This window comes from Pseudomonas sp. Sample_14 (assembly GCF_004307515.1).
Taxonomy (GTDB): domain Bacteria; phylum Pseudomonadota; class Gammaproteobacteria; order Pseudomonadales; family Pseudomonadaceae; genus Aquipseudomonas; species Aquipseudomonas atacamensis.
On the sequence record NZ_RCOC01000103.1, the window covers coordinates 130,999 to 151,408 of the forward strand.

The following is a 20,410-nucleotide window of genomic DNA, read 5'->3' on the forward strand; positions in this document are numbered from 1 at the left end:
TCACCCCAGCCCTCTCCCAGAGGGAGAGGGGGCCGAACGGGGATATTGCAGAAATACACCGACGTGAGACGCCGCCGCCGAATCCATAATCGACACTGTTTATCAGGTCGGTGTATAGCGCAAGACACTACGATCAGTTCCCTCTCCCTCTGGGAGAGGGTTAGGGTGAGGGGCAATCCAGCGCCGTGCTCAGATCAACTCACCACACAAATCCAGCTCGATCAATCGACGCACTTCAGCCGTTTCCAGCCCGGCCCCCAGCAAGCCATGCAACTTGCCGAACGCCGCCTCGCGCGTCATGCCGCCACCGGACAACACGCCGACCCCACGCAAGCGGCTGCCAGCCTCGTAGATATCCAGCTCGACCCCACCTTCATGGCATTGCGTCACTGCAGCCACCACCACGCCGTTATCCCGTGCGCGGCCAAGGCTGGCGAGGAACTCTGGATTGTCGCTCGGCCCGGTCCCGCTGCCGTAGCATTCCAGCACCAGACCTTGAATGCCGCTGTCGAGCAGACCGTCGAGAACCTCGGCACTGATCCCGGGAAACAGCGGCAACACCGCGACTTTCGCCAGTTGCTTCGGCTGGTTGTAGTTCAGCGCGACTGGGATCGACGGCGCCTTCACACCACCGCCCTGACGCTCCAGGCGTTTGAACGGATGGCGGCCGAAGCTGCGCACTTTCGCGCAGCGGGTCGGCGCCAGCAGTTCACCGTGGAAGTACAAATGCACGCCCGGCGCCAGGCCCTGGCCGAGGGCGACCAGCGCGCCGCCGAGGTTTTCCCAGGCATCGCTGTCGGTCACGCCCGCCGGCAACATCGAGCCGGTGAAACACACGCGGGCATGCAGGCCGAGCAACTGAAAACTCATCGCCGCCGCGCTGTACGCCAGCGTGTCGGTGCCGTGCAGAATCAGCACGCTGTCGCAGCCTTGCACGTCCACGGCATCGACCACCGCTTCGCGCAGTTGCTGCCAGTAGGCCGGGGTCATGTTGGCGCTGTCGATCAGCGGCGACATTTCCCGAAACTGCCACTGCGGCACTACCAGCTCAGGCTGGCTGTGCAAGTAGTCGCGCATCCGCGCTTCGAAACCGGACGCCGGGGCCAGCCCGTTGGCGCTGGCCTGCATGCCGATGGTGCCACCGGTGTAGAGCACCATGACGTGTTGAGCGGCGGGATAGGTCGACGAGCTCATAGGATTCTCCGAAACGATGAGGGCCTTGCAGGAGCGAGCAGGCTCGCTCCTGCAGGTTATTGCATCACAATAACTGACGGGCGCGGGGGATGCGCCCGTCATTCACCTGTCAGCGTTGCGCTGCAGGTACGCCTTGCGGCGCAGTTTCAGTCTGGCCCGCCGCTGCTGGCGGGTTCACCGGCCAGGCGTTGCGATCCAGATCCAGGTCGGCGAATTTGCTCGAGTCGAACACTGGTTGTTTGACGCCGGCGCGACGCTGCTCGTCGTAGTCGCGCATCACCCGCAGGCCGACCTTGAACAGCATGGCCAGGGCCACGAGGTTGACGAAGGCCAGACAGGTCATGGTGATGTCGGCGAAGGCGAATACCGTCGTCAGGTCCTGCATCGAACCCCACACCACCAGCGCCAGCACCAGGCCGCGGAACAGCATCAGCAGGGCGCGGTTGCGGCTGAGGAACTGCAAGCTGTTCTCGCCCAGGTAGTAGTTGTAGAGGATGCAGGTGAAGACGAACAGCGACAGCGCGACGCTGACGAACATGCGACCCCAGTCACCGACCACGGCAGCCAGCGAGTTCTGGGTCAGGACGATGCCGTCACCTTCGAAGCCCGGGGTGTAGAAGCCCGACAGCAGGATCAGCAGCGCGGTGCAGGTGCAGATCACGAAGGTGTCGAGGAACACGCTGAAAGCCTGGACCACGCCCTGCGCGCCCGGGTGCTTGACGGCGGCCACAGCGGCGACGTTCGGCGCACTGCCCAGGCCCGCTTCGTTGGCGAACACGCCACGCTTCACGCCCATGACAATGGCGCTGCCGAGCAGACCCGCAAAGGCCGGGTCGAGGCCGAAGGCGCTCTTGAAGATGGTTTCCAGCATGGCCGGTACGTGTTCGATCTGGGTGCCGATCACGTACAGGGTCACGCCGATGTAGGCCAGGGTCTTGATCGGTACCAGCAGGTCGGAGACCGAAGCGATGCGCTTGATCCCGCCGATAAAGGTGATGGCCAGCAGCACCGCGAGGACGATCCCGGTGTGTTGTGGGTTGAAGTCAAAGGCGTTCTGCAGCGAGTGGGTCACGGTGTAGGACTGCAGGCCGATGAAGGCGAAGCCGTAGGTGACCAGCAGCAGAACGGAGAAGACTATCGCCATGCCCTTGAGCTTGAGCCCGTGCTGGATGTAATACGCCGGGCCACCACGGTACAGGCCGTCGCCATCGGCGCGCTTGTAGACCTGGGCGAGGGTGCACTCGAAGAAGCTGCTGGACATACCGACCAGTGCGGTCACCCACATCCAGAACACCGCACCCGGACCACCGAGGGTCACGGCGATGCCGACACCGGCAATGTTGCCTGCACCGACGCGGCCGGCGAGGCTGAGCATCAAGGCCTGGAACGAGCTGAGTTGCCCGGCGCTGCCTTTGAGGCTGTCGCGGAACACCGCGAACATGTGGAAGAAATGACGCAGTTGAACGAAACGCGAGCGAATCGTGAAGTAGCTACCGAGCCCGACAATGAGCACGATCAGTACTTTCCCTGAGAGGAAGTCGTTGATGACTTCGAGCATGGATTTATCCTCGCTGTTTTTTGTGGGTGCAAATGCTGGATCGGAGAAACATCGTGTTACACCGGCATGCACGCGGCACGACGGGTGAGGTGAAGGTTTCGTCCCGGATCCATATCGCGGGTTTTGTTATTAGTTCGGGTTTCGCATGGGTTATGGCCTCGTTACCGACGACCGCTCACGCGAAGAGGGGCGGCACTATACCGATCAGTGGCGCGCCCGTCTGCACGGTAGTGGTGCAAGCGACGAAACGAAGCTTTGAAACACTTGGTGTTTGTGGCTAGGGGATTTATCCCCGTTCGGCTGCGACGCAGTCGTAGACCATTGCACGCGGTGTTTCTGGTACATCCTTATTATTGGTATCGGGGCCGCTTCGCAGCCCAACGGGGATAAATCCCCTCGCCACAAGGGCTCACCTGCATATTGTTCAGTCCTCTACGTTCGGGTTTCAGGATCAAACAGTTAAAAAAAAGGGCTCGGGGACAAAATCCCCAAGCCCTCAAAAGGTGAGAGGTGTCTAGTCCCTCGACCTGGTGAGCGGTGCTACAAGTTCGCGTCGGCTCAGGCTTTGAGCGGAACCAGACGCGGGGCAATCATGTTTTCCGGGCGCAGGATGTCGGCGAGCATGGCTTCGTCGAGCAGACCTTCTTCGCGCACCAGTTCCAGCACGCCGCGGCCGCTTTCAAGGGCGATACGGGCGATGCGGGTGGCGTTTTTGTAGCCGATGTACGGGTTCAGTGCGGTGACCAGACCGATCGAATGCTCGACCAGTTCGCGGCAGCGCGCTTCGTTGGCGGTGATGCCGACGATGCAGTGCTCGCGCAGCATGTCCATGGCGCGTTGCAGCAGGCGGATCGAATCGAGGATCTTGAAAGCGATCAGCGGCTCCATCACGTTCAGTTGCAGCTGGCCGCCTTCGGCTGCCATGGTCAGCGCCAAGTCGTTACCGATGACCTGGAACGCGACCTGGTTCACGGCTTCCGGGATCACCGGGTTGACCTTGCCGGGCATGATCGAGCTGCCTGGCTGACGCGCCGGCAGGTTGATTTCATTGATGCCGGTGCGTGGGCCGCTGGACAGCAGGCGCAGGTCGTTGCAGATCTTCGACAGCTTGACCGCGGTGCGCTTGAGCATGCCGGAGAACAGCACGAAGGCGCCCATGTCGGAGGTCGCTTCGATCAGGTCGGCGGCCGGTACCAGCGGTTGGCCGCTGATCAAAGCCAGACGTTGAACAGCCAGTGCCTGATAACGCGGGTCGGCGTTGATGCCGGTGCCGATCGCGGTGCCGCCGAGGTTGACTTCGGTCAGCAGTTCCGGGGCCAGCGTCTTCAGACGCGCGAGGTCTTCGCCCATGGTGGTGGCGAACGCGCGGAATTCCTGGCCGAGGGTCATCGGCACGGCGTCTTGCAGCTGGGTACGGCCCATTTTCAGGACGTGGTCGAACTCTTTGCCCTTGGCCGCGAACGCCTGAATCAGGCTGTCGAGGCTGGCCAGCAGCGCGTCGTGACCCAGCAGCAGACCCAGACGGATCGCCGTCGGGTAGGCGTCGTTGGTCGACTGCGCCATGTTCACGTCGTCGTTCGGGTGCAGGTACTGGTATTCGCCTTTCTCGTGGCCCATCGCTTCCAGAGCAATGTTGGCGATCACTTCGTTGGCGTTCATGTTGGTAGAGGTGCCGGCGCCACCTTGAATCATGTCGACCACGAACTCTTCGTGGTAATCGCCGCGGATCAATCGCGCACAGGCTTCGCTGATGGCAGCGTGCTTGGCTTCGCTCAGGTGACCCAGCTCGCGGTTGGCATCAGCGGCGGCCTGTTTGACCATCGCCAGGCCCACAACCAGTTTCGGGTAATGCGAAATCGGAACGCCCGAGAGGCGGAAGTTGTTCACCGCTCGCAGGGTCTGGATGCCGTAGTACGCATGGGCCGGTACTTCGAGGGCGCCAAGCAGGTCGGTTTCTGTGCGGAAAGATGCAGCGGAGGACATGATAGAAATCATCTCGATAAGGACCCGGTCTGTGCCGGAACGCTGCGAATGCTAGGCTTGTGGGGATTTTTGGGCCAATGCTGTTCAGCACTGCCCTATGCACATTCGGCATAATGCCCATGTGACGCCGCCGGTGCGGCAGACGTGTGACCTGTTTTGGTGCGTGTCCGGGAGGACGTGATGAATCTGGAAAGCAAATGGCTCGAGGACTTCAGTGCCCTGGCCGCCACCCGCAGTTTCTCGCAGGCGGCCGAACGGCGCTTCGTGACCCAGCCGGCGTTCAGTCGGCGGATCCGCAGCCTCGAAGCCGCGCTGGGGCTGACCCTGGTCAATCGCTCGCGCACGCCGGTCGAACTGACGGCGGCGGGGCAGTTGTTCCTGGTGACCGCGCGCACCGTGGTCGAACAGCTCGGCGAAGTGCTGCGCCATCTGCATCATCTGGAAGGCGGGCAGGGCGAGGTGATGCAGGTGGCGGCGGCACACTCGCTGGCGCTGGGCTTTTTCCCGCGCTGGATCGCCCAGTTGCGCAACGAAGGGCTGAACATCGCCACGCGGCTGGTGGCGACCAACGTTGGCGACGCCGTGCACGCTTTGCGTGAAGGTGGCTGCGATCTGATGCTGGCGTTCTACGACCCGGATTCGGCGATGCAGATGGACCCGGAAATCTTCCCGTCGCTGCATTTGGGCCAGACCGAAATGCTGCCGGTGTGCGCGGCAGATCTGGATGGCAAACCGCTGTTCGATCTGGAAGGCGAGGCGAGCGTGCCGTTGCTGGCGTACAGCGCCGGTGCGTTTCTTGGGCGTTCGGTGAATGGATTGTTGCGCCAGCGCCAGTTGCGCTTCACCACGATCTACGAAACCGCCATGGCCGACAGCCTGAAAAGCATGGCCCTGGAAGGCCTCGGCATCGCCTGGGTGCCGCAACTGAGCGTGCGCGCTGAGCTGGCCCGCGGTGAACTGGTGGTGTGCGGCGGCCCGCAGTGGCATGTGCCGCTGGAGATTCGTTTGTACCGCTGCGCCCTGGTACGCAAGGCCAACGTGCGCTTGCTGTGGCGCAAGCTTGAAGGCGGTGCTGCCCAAAACGCTTGAAGCTGATGAAGATTGAATGTGGGAGCGAGCCTGCTCGCGAATGCGCAGTGTCAGGCCCTGAGGTATCGTCTGACACAACGCTTTCGCGAGCAGGCTCGCTCCCACAGGGGGATTTTTGCGCTGTTCTTTCGCTGACCTCAAGGTCAATAAAACCGGGCCTTTCGCTCATTTGACAGATGGTCGTTTCGGGGGCTGTTTATTGCTTTCTTTGCGGTATACTGCGCGGCCTTCGGCCGGCACGTCCGGCCATTTTTCGTACAATCAAGCCACGCAACCTGCGTGGCTTGTTGTTTTATGACGCGCCTGCGGGCGCTCCAGAGAGAAGAGGCGCGACGATGAGTGCACTGGTTGGCGTGATCATGGGCTCCAAGTCCGATTGGTCCACCCTTAGCCACACCGCCGATATGCTGGAAAAGCTCGGCATCCCGTACGAGGTCAAGGTGGTTTCCGCCCACCGCACCCCGGATCTGCTGTTCCAGTACGCCGAAGAGGCTGAAAGCCGCGGCATCGAGGTGATCATCGCCGGTGCCGGTGGCGCCGCCCACCTGCCAGGCATGTGTGCGGCCAAGACCCACCTGCCGGTGCTGGGCGTGCCGGTGCAGTCGGCCATGCTCTCGGGCGTCGATTCGCTGCTGTCGATCGTGCAGATGCCGGCGGGCATTCCGGTCGCCACCCTGGCCATCGGCAAGGCCGGCGCAATCAACGCCGCCCTGCTCTCGGCGAGCATCCTCGGCGCCAAGCACCCGCAATTTCATGCGGTACTGAAAACCTTCCGTGCCGAGCAGACAGACAGCGTCCTGGACAATCCAGACCCACGTATTGCCTGAGGTTGTTGAGATGAAGATCGGTGTAATCGGTGGCGGCCAGTTGGGTCGCATGTTGGCTCTGGCGGGCACTCCGCTGGGCATGAACTTCGCTTTTCTCGACCCTGCGCCGGACGCTTGCGCCGCTGCGTTGGGCGAACACCTGCGGGCCGATTACGGCGATCAGGATCATCTGCGCCAACTGGCCGATGAAGTCGATCTGGTGACCTTCGAATTCGAAAGCGTCCCGGCCGAAACCGTGGCGTTTCTTTCGCAATTCGTGCCGGTCTACCCGAGCGCCGAAGCCCTGCGCATTGCTCGTGACCGCTGGTTCGAAAAGAGCATGTTCAAAGACCTCGGCATTCCGACCCCGGCCTTCGCCGACATCCAGTCGCAAGCCGACCTGGACGCCGCCGTCGCTTCCATCGGTCTGCCGGCCGTGCTGAAAACCCGCACCCTGGGTTATGACGGCAAGGGCCAGAAAGTCCTGCGCAAGCCGGAAGATGTTGCCGGTACGTTCGCCGAACTGGGCAGCGTTGCCTGCCTGCTGGAGGGCTTCGTGCCATTCACCGGCGAAGTGTCGCTGATCGCCGTGCGTGCCCGCGATGGTGAAACGAAGTTCTATCCGCTGGTGCACAACACCCACGACAGCGGCATCCTCAATCTGTCGGTGGCCAGCACCGATCACCCGTTGCAGGCGCTAGCCGAAGATTATTCCAGCCGTGTGCTCAAGCACCTCGACTACGTCGGCGTGATGGCTTTCGAGTTCTTCGAAGTCGACGGTGGCCTGAAAGCCAACGAAATCGCCCCGCGCGTGCACAACTCCGGGCACTGGACCACCGAAGGTGCCGAGTGCAGCCAGTTCGAAAACCACCTGCGTGCCGTGGCCGGCCTGCCGCTGGGTTCGACCGCCAAGGTCGGCGAGAGCGCGATGCTCAACTTCATCGGTGTAGTGCCGCCGGTGGAAAAAGTCATCGCCATCGAAGACTGCCATCTGCATCACTACGGCAAAGCTTTCAAGGCCGGACGCAAGGTCGGCCATGCCAACCTGCGCTGCGCCGACATGGCCACGCTGCAAGCGCAGATCATCAAGGTCCAAGCGCTGATCGCCGAGTAAACCAGTTTCATGTGGCCGCGGCGGAACCATTCAGGGGCCGCCGTTCTCTCATGGCAGGATGCCAAAGTCTGTCTAGGCTTTGGCATATCTACCAAATCAGAGGGAAATGCCATGGGAATTATCGGAACCATCTTTATCGGCTTGATCGTCGGCCTGCTGGCTCGGTTCCTGAAACCGGGCGATGACAGCATGGGCTGGATCATGACCATCCTGCTCGGTATCGGCGGTTCGCTGGCGGCCACCTACGGCGGCCAGGCTCTGGGCATCTATCAGGCGGGCGAGGGCGCTGGTTTCCTCGGCGCACTGGTAGGCGCTGTCGTGTTGCTGGTGATCTACGGTCTGATCAAAAAGAACTGATCGAAAGCGACAAAGCCCTCTCGGCCCGCGCGGCCGGGAGGGCTAGAATGCGCGGCGACTCACCGTCCATTCCTTTGCCTGCCGAGCACCTTCATGCGCCGTCTTCTGTTGACTCTCCTCTTGCTGGGCAGCAGTCTCGCCCACGCCGGCGAACTGCCGGAAACCGACTGGCTGGAACTGATGCCCAAGTCGGATCAAAAGGCCCTCGAGGCCATGCCGGAAATCGACCACAACTCCCCCGAAGCCACCGGCACCTTCACCGAGAAGGGCGGGATGAAGCAGGCCAAAGGTCTGCCGGCGGTGATGTATTCGACGAAAACCGTGGCGTCGATGAATGACAAACACATCCGCATCGGTGGTTACCCGGTGCCGCTGGAGTCCGATGCCAAGGGCCGCAGCACGTTGTTCTTCCTCGTGCCGTATCCGGGCGCCTGCATCCATGTTCCGCCACCGCCGCCCAATCAATTGGTGCTGGTGCGATATCCGAAGGGTTTGAAGCTGGACGATATCTACACACCGCTGTGGGTGACCGGCACGCTGAAAATCGAGAAGGTCAGCAATGACCTCGCTGATGCGGCGTATGCGCTGGAGGCGGAGAAGGTGCGGGTGGTGCAGGAGGCTGATCTGTAGGACCGATACAAAACAACTGTGGGAGCGAGCTTGCTCGCGAATGCTGTCTCTCAGTCACATTGATGTTGACTGATACGACGCTTTCGCGAGCAAGCTCGCTCCCACAGTTTTATCGGGTGTTGCTTAGAGCGGTTTGCTGGCCACGCTGACACCCATGGTATGGCTCGCCCCCGGCGCCAGGGTCACCAGATCATCCATCACATTCGCCGTTTCGATGCACAGCATGCGCTGCCAGCCATCGTTGTCCATGTCCGGCAGGGCGGCGGCGCGGTCGATCCATGGGTTCCAGATCACCGCCGTGCGCGAGCCGGTGGAGGTCAGCACGATGCGTCGTTCCCAGGTCGGATCAATGATGCTCAATTGCGGCGGAACGTCGAGGTAGATGCGGTCGGTCTCGCCGGCGAAATGCAGATCGCCGCTCTGGCTGGCCGTGTTCCAGTCATCCAGGGTCTCGATATAATTCAGCCCGGCCACGCCGTCGACATGCACATTGCGCACGTCACTCACGGCGAAATAGGTGTGCAGCGCCTGACTCAGCGTGACGGTGTCATTACCACGGTTATGGCTGGTCAGGCTGTAGTGCAGTTGATCCGCCAGATGCAGGGTCAGGGTCAGATCGACCTCGTGGGGCCAGCCCGGCAGGCCACCTTCCGGGTAGGGCAGCTTGAATTCGACCTTGATGCCGTCAGCCTCTGATTCGATGTTGCCCAACTGCCAATCCATCGCCCGCACCAGACCGTGCGCGGGGGCCGGTTGCTCGCCGGTGTACATGGCCTGCACGCTGCTCGGATTGCGTTCGAATTTGCCGAACCACGGCCAGCACACCGGCACGCCGGCGCGGATGCTCTTGCCGGTCTTGAACTCGGCCTTGTCGTTGAGCCAGATGATCGGCGGCTGGCCGTCGATCTGATAACTGAGGATGTGCGCGCCTTGCTGGGCCACCAGCACTTCGGCCTTGCCGTGGCGGATGCGCCAGCAGTTCAGTTCATCCTGTTTCACGGCTTCAACGTTGGGCGTGTTCATGGGCAACTCTCGATCAGACACTGGGGACGACTATCGACCGCAAAACGGCCGCGAGGTTTAACGCGCGCGTGGCGGCACCGAACGGGTGCGACCGCTGCCGTCGATGGCGACGAAAACGAAAACCGCTTCGGTGACCTTGCGCCATTCGCTGGACAGTGGGTCATCGCTCCACACTTCGACCATCATCTGGATCGAGCTGCGGCCGATTTCCAGGGTCTGGGTATAAAAGGACAACTGCGCGCCGACGGCGACCGGGACGAGGAACGCCATGCGGTCGATGGCGACAGTGGCAACGCGGCCACCGGCCACCCGGCTGGCCATGGCAGTGCCGGCCAGATCCATCTGCGCGACCAGCCAGCCGCCGAAAATATCGCCAAAGCCGTTGGTTTCGCGGGGAAGTGCGGTGATTTGCAGGGCCAGGTCGCCCTGTGGGATCGGATCTTCTTGTTCGAGCTCTATCATGCCGAGGGGCCTCTGACCCGTGACTCTTCGTGGGTATTGCGGGTGGTAGCCGTCTTCAAGAAAAACGATTCAACACCGAACACACTGCGTTCGTCACGTTTTCCATCAGGCGCCTAAAGGGAAACTCTGCGAAAAAGGCTAAATCCCGAGCAAAGGACGGGCCAACAACGTTTTCGCACAGCAACCTCTTACAAATCCTGCGCAGGTGGCGAGTATATCGGTCGATAGACCCCGCGACGACCACCCGGTTCTGATTTCGACCGTCAATTACGCGCCTCTATGTGCTTTTTCGAACAATTTGCTATGGTGCCGAACCTGTCCGAGCCACCGCCAGCGTTGTTGTGGCGACAGATTCGACTATAAGAGAAGCCCTTGCCATGACCACAGCGCCTTCGAGCCTCGCGCAGCCCGAGCAACCCGCACGACCGTTGACCCGCAATGACTACAAGACTCTGTCGCTGTCCGCCCTCGGCGGGGCGCTGGAGTTCTACGATTTCATCATCTTCGTTTTCTTCGCCACCGTCGTCGGCAAGCTGTTCTTCCCGGCCGACATGCCCGAGTGGCTGCGCTTGATGCAGACATTCGGCATCTTTGCTGCCGGCTATCTGGCGCGCCCTTTGGGCGGCATCGTCATGGCGCACTTCGGTGACCTGCTGGGGCGCAAGAAGATGTTCACCCTGAGCATTTTCATGATGGCCGTGCCGACGCTGATCATGGGCCTGCTGCCGACCTACGCGCAGATCGGCATCTGGGCGCCGATCCTGTTGCTGCTGATGCGGGTGATCCAGGGCGCGGCGATTGGCGGCGAAGTGCCGGGAGCGTGGGTCTTCGTTTCCGAACACGTACCGCAAAAGCACATCGGTTATGCCTGCGGCACGCTCACCAGTGGCCTGACTGCCGGCATCCTCCTCGGCTCGCTGGTCGCCACGGCGATCAACAGCATTTATACGCCAGCCGAAGTGTCGGATTACGCCTGGCGGATCCCGTTCCTGCTCGGCGGCGTGTTCGGCCTGTTCTCTGTGTACCTGCGCCGCTGGCTGCACGAAACTCCGGTGTTCGCCGAACTGCAACTGCGTAAAGCGCTGGCCGAAGAAGTGCCGTTGCGCGCGGTGCTGCGGGATCATCGCGGCGCCATCGCCATTTCGATGCTGCTGACCTGGCTGCTGTCGGCCGGCGTCGTCGTAGTGATCCTGATGACCCCGACCGTGCTGCAAACGGTCTACCACTTTTCGCCGACCACGGCGCTGCAAGCCAACAGCCTGGCCATCGTCTTCCTCAGCCTCGGCTGCATTGGCGCCGGCGCGCTGGCCGATCGCTTCGGCGCCGGTCGCGTCTTCGTCTTTGGCTGCTTGGGCCTGCTGATCAGCTCCTGGACCTTCTACCACAGCCTCGCCGACCACCCGGACTGGCTGTTCCCGCTGTACGCATTGACCGGTTTGCTGGTCGGCACCATCGGCGCGGTGCCGTACGTGATGGTGAAGGCGTTCCCGCCGGTGGTTCGCTTCAGTGGCTTGTCGTTCTCGTACAACGTGGCGTACGCGATCTTCGGTGGCTTGACGCCGATGGTGGTGAGCCTGCTGCTGAAAGAAAGCGCGATGGGGCCTGCGTACTATGTGGCAGTGCTGTGCGGGATGGGGATTCTGGTCGGGGCGTGGCTCTGGAAGAAGGGGCGTTGATTTTCTCTCCCGCCTGATCGTTCCCACGCTCCGCGTGGGAACGCATCCTGTGACGCTCCGCGTCACGTCTCAAATGCGGACGCAGAGCGTCCATGGCGGCGTTCCCACGCAGAGCGTGGGAACGATCTGTTCATCCAGCAAAACCCGATGCTGGCCTTTCATCCAATTGTCATATTTCAGCCATAGAGTGTTCACATGGCCTGCTGATACTTGGCCCCGACTTAACACACCCTATCTGCTAGGAGTAAGGCATGAAACTGAAGCGTTTGATGGCGGCAATGACTTTTGTCGCTGCTGGCGTTGCGACTGCCAACGCGTTCGCCGCTGTTGACCCTGCTATCCCGAGCTACACCAAGACCACTGGTGTGTCGGGCAACCTGTCCAGCGTCGGTTCCGATACCCTGGCCAACCTCATGACCCTGTGGGCTGAGAACTACAAAAAAGAATACCCGAACGTCAACATCCAGATTCAGGCTGCCGGTTCTTCCACCGCGCCACCTGCGCTCACCGAAGGCACCGCCAACCTGGGCCCGATGAGCCGCAAGATGAAGGACAACGAGCTGCAGGCTTTCGAGCAGAAGTACGGCTACAAGCCGACGGCAATCCCGGTTGCCGTGGATGCCCTGGCGGTGTTCGTGCACAAGGACAACCCGATCAAGCACCTGACCATGGCTCAGGTCGATGCGATCTTCTCCTCGACGCGCCTGTGCGGTGCCAAAGCTGACGTCAAGACCTGGGGTGACCTGGGCGTGACCGGTGACCTGGCCAACAAGCCAGTCCAGCTGTTCGGCCGTAACTCGGTGTCCGGCACCTACGGCTACTTCAAGGAAGAAGCCCTGTGCAAAGGCGACTACAAGCCTAACGTCAACGAACAACCAGGTTCGGCGTCGGTGGTGCAGTCGATCAGCAGCTCGCTTAACGGCGTCGGCTACTCGGGCATCGGCTACAAGACCGCCAGCGTGAAAACCGTCGCCCTGGCCAAGAAAGAAGGCGGCGAGTTCATCGAAGACACCGAAGAAAACGCCCTGAACGGCAAGTATCCGCTGTCGCGCTTCCTCTACGTTTACGTCAACAAAGCCCCGAACAAGCCTCTGGCCCCGCTGGAAGCCGAGTTCGTGAAGCTGGTGCTGTCGAAGCAGGGCCAGGAAGTGGTAGTGAAAGACGGCTACATCCCGCTGCCAGCCAAGGTTGCCGCCAAGGCACTGGCTGACCTCGGTTTGCAGGAAGGCGGCGCTGTCGCCAAGAAGTAACACCCTGAGGCCGGCCTGAAGCCGGACTCCTGTGGGAGCTAGCCTGCTCGCGAAGGGGTGGTCACATGCAGCATCGATGTGACTGACCCGACGCCTTGGCGAGCAGACGCGCTCCTGCAACCACCAAATTTTCGACTCCGCTGCCGGACTTCCGGCTGGCGGATTTGCTGCGTCACTGCACTGTCATCTTTCTGTCATACAGGATCGCTAGGGTGTGCGCATGAATGATCTGGCCAATTCCCCAATGACTACGTCTTCCCCTCCCAAGCGCATTGATTTCAATACGCCTGAGCTGCAACGCAAGCGCCGCATCCGCGCGCTCAAGGATCGCTTCACCCGTTGGTACGTCCTCGTTGGCGGCCTGGCGGTGCTCGCGGCGATCACCCTGATCTTCTTCTTCCTAGCTTACGTTGTAGCGCCGTTGTTTCAAGGTGCCGACCTGACCGCGAAAGACTCGATCACCCCGGCCTGGATGCAGGACGCGGGCAAGCCGCTGATGATCTCGCTCGAAGAGCAGAATCAGGTGGCCATGCGTGTATCCGACAAGGGCCAGGCGCTGTTCTTCGATCTCGACAGTGGCGCTGAATTGAGGCGTGTCGATCTGCCGCTGCCAGCGGGCGCTACCGTGACATCTATTGGCGAAGACCAGCCGGGTCATCCGCTGGTGGCCGTGGGGCTGTCCAACGGTCAGGCGCTGGTGTTCCGTCATACCTATAAAGTCAGCTACCCCGATGGCAAGAAAACCATCAGCCCGGCCATCGAATATCCCTATGGCGAGGCGCCGATCGCGCTGAACGAAAGCGGCGGCGCGCTGGAGCATGTCAGCCTCAATGCCACCGACTCGACGCTGATGCTGGTCGGCTCCACTGGCTCGCAACTCAATGTGCTGTCGCTGACCAGCGAAGAAAACATGATGACCGGCGAAGTCACCAACGAGCAGACGCGCATCGATCTGCCGCAGATGACCGAGCCTGTGAAAAACATCTTCGTCGACCCGCGCCAGCAGTGGCTGTACGTGGTCAACGGGCGAGCTCAGGCCGACGTGTTCAGCCTGCGCGACAAGAGCCTCAACGGGCGCTACAAACTACTGGAAAACGCTGACGCCCAAGTCACCGCCACCGCGCAGCTGGTCGGCGGTATCTCACTGATCGTCGGCGATTCCAAGGGCGGTCTGGCCCAGTGGTTCATGGCTCGCGATACCGATGGCGAGCAGCGTCTGAAGCAGATCCGCACCTTTCAGATGGGCACCACGCCGATCGTTGAAATCGCTGCCGAAGAGCGCCGCAAAGGCTTCCTCGCCCTTGATGCCAGCGGCAAGCTCGGCGTGTTCCACAGCACCGCACACCGCACGTTGCTGGTCGATCAGGTGGTTGAAGGCCAGGGCCTGTTCGGTCTGTCGCCACGCGCCAACCGAGTGATCGTCGAAGCCGGCGGCAAGCTGCAACCGCTGCTCCTCGACAACCCGCACCCGGAAGTATCGTGGAGCGCGCTGTGGAGCAAGGTCTGGTACGAGAACTACGACGAGCCTAAATACGTCTGGCAGTCGACCGCGGCCAACACTGATTTCGAACCGAAACTGAGCCTCTCGCCGCTGACCTTCGGCACCCTGAAAGCCGCGTTCTACGCCATGCTGCTGGCCGCACCATTGGCCGTCGCTGCGGCGATCTACACCGCGTACTTCATGGCCCCGGGCATGCGCCGCAAGGTCAAACCGGTGATCGAACTGATGGAAGCGATGCCGACGGTGATCCTCGGTTTCTTCGCCGGTCTGTTCTTGGCTCCATATGTAGAAGGGCATCTGCCGGGCATCTTCAGCCTGCTGATGTTGCTGCCGATCGGCATTCTGGTCGCCGGTTTCACCTTCAGCCGCCTGCCCGAATCGATCCGCCTGAAAGTCCCGGACGGTTGGGAAAGTGCGCTGCTGATTCCGGTGATCCTGTTTGTGGGCTGGCTGTCGCTGTACATGAGTCCGTTCATGGAGAACTGGTTCTTCGGCGGCGACATGCGCATGTGGATCTCCCACGACCTGGGCATCACCTACGACCAGCGCAACGCTCTGGTGGTCGGTCTGGCCATGGGGTTCGCGGTGATCCCGAACATCTACTCGATCGCCGAAGACGCCGTGTTCAGCGTGCCGCGCGGCCTGACCCTGGGTTCCCTGGCCCTCGGTGCCACGCCATGGCAGACCATGACCCGCGTGGTGATCCTGACCGCCAGCCCGGGGATTTTTTCGGCGCTGATGATCGGCATGGGCCGTGCGGTCGGCGAAACCATGATCGTGCTGATGGCCACCGGCAACACCCCGGTGATGGAGATGAACCTGTTCGAAGGCCTGCGCACCCTGGCCGCCAACGTCGCGGTGGAAATGCCCGAGTCGGAGGTCGGTGGCAGCCACTACCGCGTGCTGTTCCTCTCGGCGCTGGTGCTGCTGCTGTTCACCTTCGTCATGAACACCCTGGCAGAACTGATTCGTCAGCGTCTGCGCAAGAAATACTCGTCGCTTTAAGCAAAGGTAGAAGTCTGTGAAACAGAACTCCCTGAAAGGATGGTTCAAGAGCGGCGCCCCGGGCGTCTGGATCAGCGGTGGCGCGGTGTCCATCGCGGTCATCATGACCATTGGCCTGTTGGCGGTGATTGCCGTGCGCGGTCTCGGTCACTTCTGGCCGGCGGATCTGATCCACGCCCATTACGACGTGCCGGGCCAGGCCAATCACCTGGTGATCGGCGAAGTGGTGCAGAAAGAAGAAGTGCCGCGCGCACGTCTGAAGAGCGCCGGTCTGCCGGTGCCGGACGAAGGTCCGGAATTCATGACCCGCGAGCTGATCAAGGTCGGCAACCGTGACCTGAACGGCAACGACTTCACGTGGATCGTCGGCGAGTGGCTGACCAAGCAGACCACACCGCCAGAATTGATGGCGATCGAGCGTCGCGAGTGGGGCAACTTCTACGGCTATCTGGTCAACGTCAAACAGGATGGCAAGGTCATCGCCGAGGGCGAGGCCGCATGGCCTGAACTGCAAGCGCGCATCGATCGGGTGAACGATCTCGCGGCTCAACTGAAGACGCTGGAAAAAACCGACATCGGCGCAATCAACGCCGGTCTTGAACGCATCCGACTGCATGGGCGCAAGCTCGAGCTGGAAGGCAAACTCGACGCCACCGCACAAGCGGACATGGAATCCGAGCGCGCCGAGCTGGACGCTCGCTACAAAGATATCGAAGCACGTCTGTCTGATTTGCATGCTCAGTTCAACCGCGACGCCTTGACCGCCCGTGACGCCAACGGCAAGGAAATCGAAATCGGTCTGGGCAAAGTCGTGCATGCCTACCAGCCAAACGGCATGAGCACCTTGACCAAGGTTGGTTTCTACTTCAGCAAGATCTGGGAATTCCTCTCCGACGACCCGCGTGAAGCGAACACCGAAGGCGGGATCTTCCCGGCGATCTTCGGCACCGTGATGATGACCCTGATCATGGCGATGATCGTTACACCGTTCGGCGTGCTGGCAGCGGTGTACCTGCGCGAATACGCCAAGCAGAACACCCTGACCCGTGTGATTCGCATTGCGGTGAACAACCTCGCTGGCGTACCGGCGATCGTTTACGGCGTGTTCGGTCTGGGCTTCTTCGTTTACGTGCTGGGTGGCTCGGTCGACCGCTTGTTCTTCCCTGAAGCTCTGCCGGCGCCGACGTTCGGTACGCCGGGCCTGCTCTGGGCTTCGCTGACTCTGGCGCTGCTGGCTGTGCCGGTGGTGATTGTAGCGACCGAAGAAGGTCTGGCACGGATTCCGCGTACCGTGCGTGAAGGTTCGCTGGCCCTCGGTGCGACCAAAGCGGAAACGCTGTGGAAAATCGTTATCCCGATGGCCAGCCCGGCCATGATGACCGGGATGATCCTCGCCGTGGCCCGCGCCGCCGGTGAAGTGGCGCCGCTGATGCTGGTGGGTGTGGTGAAACTGGCGCCGTCGCTGCCGGTGGACGGCAACTACCCGTACCTGCACCTGGACCAGAAGATCATGCACCTGGGCTTCCACATCTATGACGTCGGCTTCCAGAGCCCCAACGTCGAAGCAGCCCGCCCGCTGGTGTACGCCACCGCGCTGCTGCTGGTGCTGGTGATCGCGACGCTGAACCTGTCGGCGGTGTATATCCGCAACCACCTGCGCGAAAAATACAAAGCACTGGACAGCTAAGGACGACACGAACCCTGTGGGAGCGAGCTTGCTCGCGAAGCTTTTGGCGGCCGTAAGGGCCCCTTCGCGAGCAAGCTCGCTCCCACATTGAACCGCGTCCACTGGAATATTGATGGAAGCTGCAACAAGCAGTGTTCCGAACCGAATTTGTTAGCACAGGGAGCCTCCCATGCAGCACGAAACACACAGCCACGGCATCAACATGTCTGCCCTGGGCCGCGACAAGCAGAGCCTGGACCTGGCGCAGGAAACCGTTGCCATCGAAGTACCGGGCCTGAGCCTCTACTACGGCGAGAAACAGGCACTGTTCGACGTCAGCATGAACATCCCGAAACAGCGCGTGACCGCGTTCATCGGCCCGTCGGGCTGCGGTAAGTCGACGCTGCTGCGTACCTTCAACCGGATGAACGATCTGGTCGACGGCTGCCGTGTCGAGGGCGCGATCAACCTGTACGGCAACAACATCTATCGCAAGGGCGAAGATGTTGCCGAGCTGCGTCGTCGCGTCGGCATGGTGTTCCAGAAACCCAACCCGTTCCCGAAGACCATCTACGAAAACGTGGTCTATGGCCTGCGCATCCAGGGCATCAACAAGAAGCGCATCCTCGACGAAGCCGTTGAATGGGCGTTGAAAGGCGCGGCATTGTGGGACGAGGTCAAAGACCGTCTGCACGACTCGGCCCTCGGTCTGTCCGGCGGTCAGCAACAGCGTCTGGTGATCGCGCGCACCATCGCGGTTGAGCCGGAAGTGCTGCTGCTCGACGAACCGTGCTCGGCTCTCGACCCGATCTCGACGCTGAAAGTCGAAGAGCTGATCTATGAGCTGAAGTCCAAGTTCACCATCGTCATCGTTACCCACAACATGCAACAGGCGGCACGGGTGTCCGACTACACCGCGTTCATGTACATGGGCAAACTGGTGGAATTCGGCGACACCGATACCCTGTTCACCAATCCGGCGAAGAAGCAGACCGAAGACTACATCACCGGTCGCTATGGCTGATTGGGGCAGCTGCAAGCCGCAAGCTACAAGCGGCAAGAAAGATGCGGTGCGATATCAGGACTTACACATAACTGCTTGAAGCTTGCAGCTTGAAGCTTGCAACTTTCGCGGAGCGAACAATGATTTCCAAAGAAGGCCTTACCCATCACATTTCCGCGCAGTTCAACGCTGAACTGGAGGAAGTGCGCAGCCACCTCCTTGCCATGGGCGGGCTGGTCGAGAAGCAGGTCAACGACGCGGTCACGGCGCTGATCGAGGCCGATTCCGGCCTGGCTCAGCAGGTGCGTGAGATCGACGACCAGATCAACCAGATGGAACGCAACATCGACGAAGAATGCCTGCGCATTCTCGCCCGTCGTCAGCCAGCGGCGTCGGACCTGCGCTTGATCATCAGCATTTCCAAGTCGGTGATCGACCTTGAGCGTATCGGCGACGAAGCCACCAAGATCGCCCGTCGTGCCATCCAGTTGTGCGAAGAAGGTGAAGCGCCGCGTGGTTACGTCGAGGTCCGTCACATTGGCGACCAGGTACGCAACATGGTGCGCGATGCGCTGGACGCCTTCGCGCGTTTCGACGCCGATCTGGCCTTGTCGGTGGCGCAGTACGACAAGATCATCGACCGCGAATACAAAACCGCCCTGCGTGAGCTGGCCACCTACATGATGGAAGATCCGCGCTCTATCTCGCGGGTGCTGAGCATCATCTGGGTCCTGCGTTCACTGGAGCGCATCGGCGATCATGCGCGCAACATCTCCGAACTGGTGATCTACCTGGTGCGCGGTACCGACGTGCGCCACATGGGCCTCAAGCGCATGAAAGAAGAAGTTGAAGGCACAAGCGCTGAAACCGCTAATGTTCCGGGCGAAGCTGACGATAAGTAAGATTGCCTGAGAAAAGCGCCCGGCCCTCTGGCCGGGCGTTTTTGTTTCTGCTTTTCAGAAGCGGATTCGTATCAAAAGCAGCACCCGCGAACGAAAAGTCCCGGCGTGACTGAAGAGTTTTGGCAATGTGCCATCAGCCAGCGTTATGCTTGCCGGGATTTTAATAGGGGTGTTGGATGAGCAAGATCAGTGTGTTGGTCGTGGACGATGCTTCGTTCATTCGTGACCTGGTGAAAAAGTGCCTGCGTAATTACTTCCCGGGGATCCGCACCGAGGACGCCATCAACGGCAAAAAGGCCCAGGCCATGCTGGCCAAAGAGGCTTTCGACCTGGTGCTGTGCGACTGGGAAATGCCGGAAATGTCCGGCCTCGAACTGCTGACCTGGTGCCGCGAGCAGGACAACCTCAAGACCATGCCGTTCGTCATGGTCACCAGCCGTGGAGACAAGGAAAACGTCGTGCAGGCGATTCAAGCCGGCGTTTCCGGCTACGTCAGCAAGCCGTTCACCAACGAGCAACTGCTGACCAAGGTCAAGCAGGCACTGAACAAGGTCGGCAAGCTCGACACCTTGATGAACAGCGCGCCGACCAAGATGAATTCGGCGTTCGGCAACGACTCTCTGAGCGCACTGACCGGCGGCAAGCCGGCCGTGGTCGGCGGCGCTGCGGCCAGGCCTGTCGCTGCTGCACCCGCTCCAGCCGCTGCGCCGTCGCGCGGTTTGCTCAACAGCCCGCCAGTTCAGGCGCCCGGTGCATCCAAGGCGCCGGTGGGCGGTCGTGGTCAGGGCCAGTTGCGCCTGCCGAGCGGTACTCAGCAATGCGTGATCAAGGCCTTGAGCATCAAGGAAGCCCTGCTGGTAGTGAAGCGCACCGAAACCCTGCCGCAGATCCTCGACAGCGCCGTGCTCGATCTGGAGCAGGGTGACAACGCCGAGATCGCGCGCCTCAACGGTTACCTGCACGCCATCGTCGCCCACGAGCAGAAAGCTGACAGCGACTGGCTGCAACTGACCTTCCGCTTTGTCGACCAGGATGCGCAGAAGCTCGACTACATCTCGCGCCTGATCGCCCGGGGCACTGCGCAGAAGCATTTCGTACCCGGCGCGTAACCGCAGCGGCCCAAAAAGATCGCAGCCTTCGGCAGCTCCTTGTATGTTCCCCACACACCAGCATGAATGAGATCTAAGCTCG

Annotated in this window: 17 protein-coding genes; 12 read left to right on the forward strand and 5 right to left on the reverse strand. The window is 61.3% G+C overall.

Going from position 1 to position 20,410, the window contains the following annotated elements; translation table 11 throughout:
- Positions 1 to 189: 189 nt before the first annotated feature.
- The 3 genes from D8U61_RS27005 to aspA all read right to left on the reverse strand — a co-directional run bounded on the left by D8U61_RS27005 (position 190) and on the right by aspA (position 4,735).
- A complete protein-coding gene (locus D8U61_RS27005) occupies positions 190 to 1,194 on the reverse strand; it encodes an asparaginase (RefSeq protein ID WP_125927715.1) in 1,005 nt (334 codons plus the stop codon).
- Positions 1,195 to 1,303: 109 nt separating this feature from the next.
- Complete coding sequence (locus tag D8U61_RS27010) at positions 1,304 to 2,752, reverse strand: alanine/glycine:cation symporter family protein (protein WP_016772471.1); 1,449 nt, start codon at positions 2,750 to 2,752, stop codon at positions 1,304 to 1,306.
- A 558-nt stretch (positions 2,753 to 3,310) separates the two neighbouring features.
- On the reverse strand, positions 3,311 to 4,735 hold the full coding sequence (aspA, locus tag D8U61_RS27020) for an aspartate ammonia-lyase (protein ID WP_016772472.1): 1,425 nt from the start codon (positions 4,733 to 4,735) through the stop codon (positions 3,311 to 3,313).
- 180 nt (positions 4,736 to 4,915) lie between these two features.
- Here aspA and D8U61_RS27025 point away from each other — a divergent pair, with 180 nt between their 5' ends.
- The 5 genes from D8U61_RS27025 (at position 4,916) to D8U61_RS27045 (ending at position 8,731) form a co-directional block, all read left to right on the forward strand.
- Positions 4,916 to 5,824: a LysR substrate-binding domain-containing protein gene (locus tag D8U61_RS27025; protein ID WP_073470875.1), complete on the forward strand. Its 909-nt coding sequence runs from the start codon at positions 4,916 to 4,918 to the stop codon at positions 5,822 to 5,824.
- Between the two features lie 335 nt (positions 5,825 to 6,159).
- Positions 6,160 to 6,651, forward strand: coding sequence for a 5-(carboxyamino)imidazole ribonucleotide mutase (gene purE / locus D8U61_RS27030; RefSeq protein ID WP_007920220.1), 492 nt, complete (start codon positions 6,160 to 6,162; stop codon positions 6,649 to 6,651).
- A 10-nt stretch (positions 6,652 to 6,661) separates the two neighbouring features.
- Complete coding sequence (locus D8U61_RS27035) at positions 6,662 to 7,744, forward strand: 5-(carboxyamino)imidazole ribonucleotide synthase (protein WP_130928015.1); 1,083 nt, start codon at positions 6,662 to 6,664, stop codon at positions 7,742 to 7,744.
- A 111-nt stretch (positions 7,745 to 7,855) separates the two neighbouring features.
- Entirely contained in the window at positions 7,856 to 8,101 is a 246-nt protein-coding gene (locus D8U61_RS27040; RefSeq protein ID WP_016772475.1) for a GlsB/YeaQ/YmgE family stress response membrane protein, read from the forward strand.
- Between the two features lie 93 nt (positions 8,102 to 8,194).
- Positions 8,195 to 8,731 carry a DUF3299 domain-containing protein gene (locus tag D8U61_RS27045; RefSeq protein ID WP_130888951.1) on the forward strand — a complete coding sequence of 179 codons (537 nt, stop codon included), beginning with the start codon at positions 8,195 to 8,197 and terminating at the stop codon, positions 8,729 to 8,731.
- A 123-nt stretch (positions 8,732 to 8,854) separates the two neighbouring features.
- Here D8U61_RS27045 and D8U61_RS27050 read toward each other — a convergent pair whose 3' ends face one another.
- Together D8U61_RS27050 and D8U61_RS27055 are read right to left on the reverse strand one after the other, a co-directional pair.
- Positions 8,855 to 9,754: a D-hexose-6-phosphate mutarotase gene (locus D8U61_RS27050; protein WP_130928016.1), complete on the reverse strand. Its 900-nt coding sequence runs from the start codon at positions 9,752 to 9,754 to the stop codon at positions 8,855 to 8,857.
- Positions 9,755 to 9,811: 57 nt separating this feature from the next.
- Positions 9,812 to 10,216, reverse strand: a complete 405-nt coding sequence (locus tag D8U61_RS27055) for an acyl-CoA thioesterase (protein WP_003229628.1) — start codon at positions 10,214 to 10,216, stop codon at positions 9,812 to 9,814.
- Between the two features lie 377 nt (positions 10,217 to 10,593).
- Between D8U61_RS27055 and D8U61_RS27060 the strand changes: the two genes are divergently transcribed.
- The 7 genes from D8U61_RS27060 to D8U61_RS27090 all read left to right on the forward strand — a co-directional run bounded on the left by D8U61_RS27060 (position 10,594) and on the right by D8U61_RS27090 (position 20,328).
- Complete coding sequence (locus D8U61_RS27060) at positions 10,594 to 11,892, forward strand: MFS transporter (protein WP_016772479.1); 1,299 nt, start codon at positions 10,594 to 10,596, stop codon at positions 11,890 to 11,892.
- Between the two features lie 251 nt (positions 11,893 to 12,143).
- A complete protein-coding gene (locus D8U61_RS27065) occupies positions 12,144 to 13,142 on the forward strand; it encodes a phosphate ABC transporter substrate-binding protein PstS (RefSeq protein ID WP_016772480.1) in 999 nt (332 codons plus the stop codon).
- 220 nt (positions 13,143 to 13,362) lie between these two features.
- Positions 13,363 to 15,648, forward strand: coding sequence for an ABC transporter permease subunit (locus D8U61_RS27070; protein ID WP_024014834.1), 2,286 nt, complete (start codon positions 13,363 to 13,365; stop codon positions 15,646 to 15,648).
- A 16-nt stretch (positions 15,649 to 15,664) separates the two neighbouring features.
- On the forward strand, positions 15,665 to 17,335 hold the full coding sequence (gene pstA / locus D8U61_RS27075; RefSeq protein ID WP_016772481.1) for a phosphate ABC transporter permease PstA: 1,671 nt from the start codon (positions 15,665 to 15,667) through the stop codon (positions 17,333 to 17,335).
- A 169-nt stretch (positions 17,336 to 17,504) separates the two neighbouring features.
- The gene (gene pstB, locus D8U61_RS27080) at positions 17,505 to 18,338 is read left to right on the forward strand and encodes a phosphate ABC transporter ATP-binding protein PstB (RefSeq protein ID WP_016772482.1); all 834 of its coding nucleotides are present in this window, start codon (positions 17,505 to 17,507) and stop codon (positions 18,336 to 18,338) included.
- Between the two features lie 119 nt (positions 18,339 to 18,457).
- Complete coding sequence (gene phoU, locus D8U61_RS27085; RefSeq protein WP_016772483.1) at positions 18,458 to 19,219, forward strand: phosphate signaling complex protein PhoU; 762 nt, start codon at positions 18,458 to 18,460, stop codon at positions 19,217 to 19,219.
- Positions 19,220 to 19,395: 176 nt separating this feature from the next.
- A complete protein-coding gene (locus D8U61_RS27090; protein ID WP_130928017.1) occupies positions 19,396 to 20,328 on the forward strand; it encodes a response regulator in 933 nt (310 codons plus the stop codon).
- Positions 20,329 to 20,410: the final 82 nt, after the last annotated feature.